Consider the following 4,152-nt stretch of genomic DNA (forward strand, 5'->3'; position numbering starts at 1 on the left):
GTGTTTCCGTTGCGGGGGTTGTTGGCGTGAGGGGGGTTGTTGGCGGGGCTCGTTGATCGGTGGTCCTGCGTCGGTGTGGGCCGGGCGTGGGTGTCGCGGGCCGGCGCTGGCCGGGTGCCTCCCCCACTCTCGGCTTCGCTCGAGCGGGGGACCCCCATCGCCCACCCGTGCCGCCCTGGGGGTACCTCCCAGGCCGTTCAGGCACTGGGGGAGGCACGACTGCCCGCAGCTGGGAGGCTGCGGGGTTACGCCGTCCGTGCGTCGGTTGCCCGGTTTTGCTGCCTGGAGGGGTTCGGACCCGGCAGCATCGGGTGGGTGCTGACGCGTGGGGCTCTGCGGGCTCATCTGGTGGAGGTGCGGCTTGCCGGGGTGGTGGCGACTGCGCGGGAGGTGAGTCTGCGGAGTTACCGGTTGTTCGCCGCGCGGGATCCCCGGGTGCTGATCGGGATCGATCCGGTGCGGGACTGGGGGCACCGGGAGCTGGTCGCGTTGATGGCGGAGAGGTGCGGGGTCTCGGCCGATCCGCGGGATACTTCGGGCCAGGACGTGATCGACCCCGAGCGGACCCTCGCGGCGCTGGACGCCTTCGCGGGCAGGCTCGCCGCCGTCGCTCAGCGTCGCGCCCCGGTCCTCCTCGGAACGGGGCATCCGCATCGACTGCTCGGTTTCTACGTCGCCTTGGCCGAGGCGTTGTCGGCGGCGGGATGTACTGTCCTCACCCCGGCGCAGGGTCGCTGTGTCGACATAACGACCCGGTTCGGTCTACGCACGTACCGCCTCGACTACGTCCGGGGCGTCGCCTTGCTGCGAGGGGACGGCGGTGGTCGCGCCGGTGGTGAGCCGGGCGCGCACACCCACTCGCCGCTCCCGGTTCGTACCGCGCTGGACGCCGCGGCCGAGGCGGGCGGGCCGCTGCCCGAGCTGGTGATCGGGGATCACGGGTGGGTCTGCGGAGCAGGTCAGCTGGGGTTCGAGGCCATCGGGCCGGCCGATACGGACGATCCCGCGCTCTTCGTCGGGGAGGCCGAGGGGTCCGTGTCCGTCGTCGTTCCACTTGATGACGCTGTGCGCTCCGAGTACTACGGACCGCTCACCCGCTACGTACTCAATCGGGCGTGTCTGTCACGGTAGGGAAGCGATGGGTGCACCTCTTCCCCATTCGCATCACCCGCCCCTACATTGGGGAGTGAGCACGCAGCGACGAAGAGTCACCGGAAGGGGAAGCCGGTGGCCGTCGAGTGCGGAAGGTTCAGGTGTGTCATGGCTGCAGCTGGCGAAAGGCCTCTGAACGAGGTTCAGTTCCTTACCGTGGCGGAAGTCGCCTCGGTGATGCGCGTGTCCAAGATGACCGTGTACCGGTTGGTGCACAGCGGTCATCTGCCCGCGATCCGGGTGGGACGGTCGTTCCGCGTCCCGGAGCAAGCGGTTCACGAGTACCTCCGCGAGAGTTACGTGGGGGTGGAAACGGCCTGACGGCCTCGATTACGACCTCAGCGCTCGGGCGGGTAGGCTGGCCCCTCGTAGGTCGTGTGGGCCCATGGCGCTCACCAACCGAGTGATGAGAAGTGAGCGAGGGTAGTCGTGGGCTCTGTTATCAAGAAGCGGCGCAAGCGGATGGCCAAGAAGAAGCACCGCAAGCTGCTCAAGCGCACGCGCGTTCAGCGTCGCAACAAGAAGTAGGCGACGCTGCGCCGTCAGCGTGTCCTGTGGCCCCCCACCGCATCCGGTGGGGGGCCACAGTCGTCTCCCGGAATGCGGTGACCCGGCGCGTGACGGGACCGCGAAATCTCGTCACCTGCTGCATCCGGCGGTCATCACAGCGCAACACCGACCGGCTAAGTTGGCCGGCGGGCGGGGAAGGCGGCAGGGTACGCGGTAGGGCGGAAGAAAGGCGCTGATCTTGGGCAAGGTCGTGCTTGTGACCGGAGTGGCCCGGCACCTCGGGGGCCGGTTCGTCCGGCGTATCCAGCGTGATCCCGACGTGGACCGGGTCGTGGGCGTGGACGCCGTCCCGCCGGAGCACCATCTGGGCGGCGCCGAGTTCGTGCAGGCCGACATCCGGCAGTCGGCGATCGGGCGGGTGCTGGCCGAGACGGGTGCCGACACGGTCGTGCACATGGACGTCACGGGCACGCCGCTGGTCAGCGGCAGCCGTACGTCGGTCAAGGAGACCAACGTCATCGGCACGATGCAGCTGCTCGGGGCCTGTCAGAAGTCGCCGACCGTGCAGCGCCTGGTGGTGAAGTCCAGTACCAACGTCTACGGGTCCGCGCCGCGCGACCCGGCCGTCTGCACCGAGACCACCGCACCCAAGTCCCTGCCCAGCGGCGGCTTCGCCAAGGACGCGGTCGAGGTCGAGGGGTACGTGCGGGGCTTCGCGCGCCGTCGGCCGGACGTGGCGGTGACCGTGCTGCGGTTCGCCAACATCCTCGGCCCGGACGCGGGTACGCCGCTGGCCTCGTACCTCGGGCTGCCGGTGCTGCCGACGGTGTTCGGGTACGACCCCCGGCTGCAGTTCGTGCACGAGGACGACGTGATCGAGGTGCTGCGGATCTCCTCGCACGAGCCGCGGCGGGGCACGCTGAACAGCGGGACCTTCAACATCGCCGGCGACGGCGTGCTGCTGCTGTCCCAGTGCTCGCGGCGGCTGGGGCGCCCCACGGTGCCGCTGCTGCTGCCGGCGGTCACCTGGGCGGGCACGCTCGTGCGTACGCTGGGGATGACGGACTTCTCCCCCGAGCAGATCCGGCTGCTCACCCACGGGCGGGTGGTGGACACCACGCAGATGCGCGAGACGCTGGGATTCCGGCCGAAGTACACGACGGCCGGAGCGTTCGCGGACTTCGCGCGCAGCCGCGGTGCCGGGCTGCTGCCGCGGGAGGCCCTCGCGGGGGCCGTCGACCGGATCGCGGAGTTGTCCCGGCGGGGCAACGGCCACCTTCCGACGCAGAGCGCCAACTGAGGAGCGCATCAACAATGGCGGACGCCAAGGTCATTCCGTTCGACGACGACCGGTCGCGGGGGAGCGGTGCGGGGGGTGCGAGCGGCGGTAACGCGGTACCGCGTCCGGCGCGGCGCCGCGGTGCGGGCAGCCGGCGCACGGGCACGGCGGAGCCGGCACCGGTGCGGGAGGTGCAGCCTCTGCCCGTGCGGGGGGCCGCGGAGCAGGACGGCGACGTCCCCGTGGAGCCGGAGGACGCGGACGGCGGCCTGGAGCAGCGGATCGCGGGTGGGCTGGCCTTCCTGCGGCGCCGTCTCACCGGGGACTACGAGGTCGACGACTTCGGGTACGACGCCGAACTGACCGACCAGGTGCTGATGTCGCTGCTGCGGCCGGTGTACGAGAAATACTTCCGGGTCGAGGTGAAGGGCGTCGAGAACATCCCGGCCGAGGGCGGTGCGCTGATCGTCGCCAACCACTCCGGGACGTTGCCGCTGGACGGGCTGATGATGCAGGTCGCCGTGCACGACCACCATCCGGCGGACCGGCATCTGCGGCTGCTGGCGGCGGACCTGGTGTTCGTGCTGCCGGTGGTCAACGAGCTGGCGCGGAAGCTCGGGCACACGCTGGCCTGCGCTGAGGACGCCGAACGGCTGCTGGCGCAGGGCGAGCTGGTCGGGGTGATGCCGGAGGGCTTCAAGGGCATCGGCAAGCCGTTCGGCGAGCGCTACAAGCTGCAGCGGTTCGGGCGGGGCGGTTTCGTCTCCACGGCCCTGCGGCAGGGGGCGCCGATCATTCCGTGCTCGATCGTCGGGGCGGAGGAGATCTACCCGATGATCGGCAACTCCAAGACTCTGGCGCGGCTGCTGGGCTTCCCGTACTTCCCGCTCACGCCGACGTTCCCCTGGCTGGGCCCGTTGGGCGCGGTCCCGCTGCCGACGAAGTGGACGATCCAGTTCGGCGAGCCGATCCCGACGGACGGGTACGCGCCGGAGGCGGCGGAGGATCCGATGTTGATGTTCAACCTGACGGACCAGGTCAGGGAGCAGATCCAGCACACCCTCTACAAGCTGCTCGTGCAGCGGCGGTCCGTGTTCTTCTGAGCGGTGGTGGGGCGCCCCCTGTTTCCAGGGAGCACCCCACGCGTGTCAGTCCGCGTCCTCCGCCTCGATGCCGAGGCCGGGCAGGAGGCCCGGGAGGAGGGGTGGGAG

General features: G+C 70.4%; 5 protein-coding genes. All 5 read left to right on the top strand.

Annotated elements, in window-relative coordinates:
- Positions 1–315 precede the first annotated feature (315 nt).
- The 5 genes from DMH12_RS37525 (at position 316) to DMH12_RS37545 (ending at position 4,044) form a co-directional block, all read left to right on the top strand.
- Positions 316–1,131, top strand: coding sequence for a phosphatase (locus DMH12_RS37525; RefSeq protein ID WP_125495744.1), 816 nt, complete (start codon positions 316–318; stop codon positions 1,129–1,131).
- Between the two features lie 129 nt (positions 1,132–1,260).
- Positions 1,261–1,473, top strand: coding sequence for a helix-turn-helix domain-containing protein (locus DMH12_RS37530; RefSeq protein WP_004984898.1), 213 nt, complete (start codon positions 1,261–1,263; stop codon positions 1,471–1,473).
- 108 nt (positions 1,474–1,581) lie between these two features.
- Positions 1,582–1,680: a 30S ribosomal protein bS22 gene (locus tag DMH12_RS37535; protein WP_003948845.1), complete on the top strand. Its 99-nt coding sequence runs from the start codon at positions 1,582–1,584 to the stop codon at positions 1,678–1,680.
- 220 nt (positions 1,681–1,900) lie between these two features.
- Positions 1,901–2,962: an NAD-dependent epimerase/dehydratase family protein gene (locus DMH12_RS37540; protein WP_125495745.1), complete on the top strand. Its 1,062-nt coding sequence runs from the start codon at positions 1,901–1,903 to the stop codon at positions 2,960–2,962.
- A 14-nt stretch (positions 2,963–2,976) separates the two neighbouring features.
- A complete protein-coding gene (locus tag DMH12_RS37545) occupies positions 2,977–4,044 on the top strand; it encodes a lysophospholipid acyltransferase family protein (protein WP_125495746.1) in 1,068 nt (355 codons plus the stop codon).
- Positions 4,045–4,152: the final 108 nt, after the last annotated feature.

The sequence above is a fragment of the Streptomyces sp. WAC 04229 genome, assembly GCF_003947455.1.
Classification (GTDB): Bacteria; Actinomycetota; Actinomycetes; order Streptomycetales; family Streptomycetaceae; genus Streptomyces.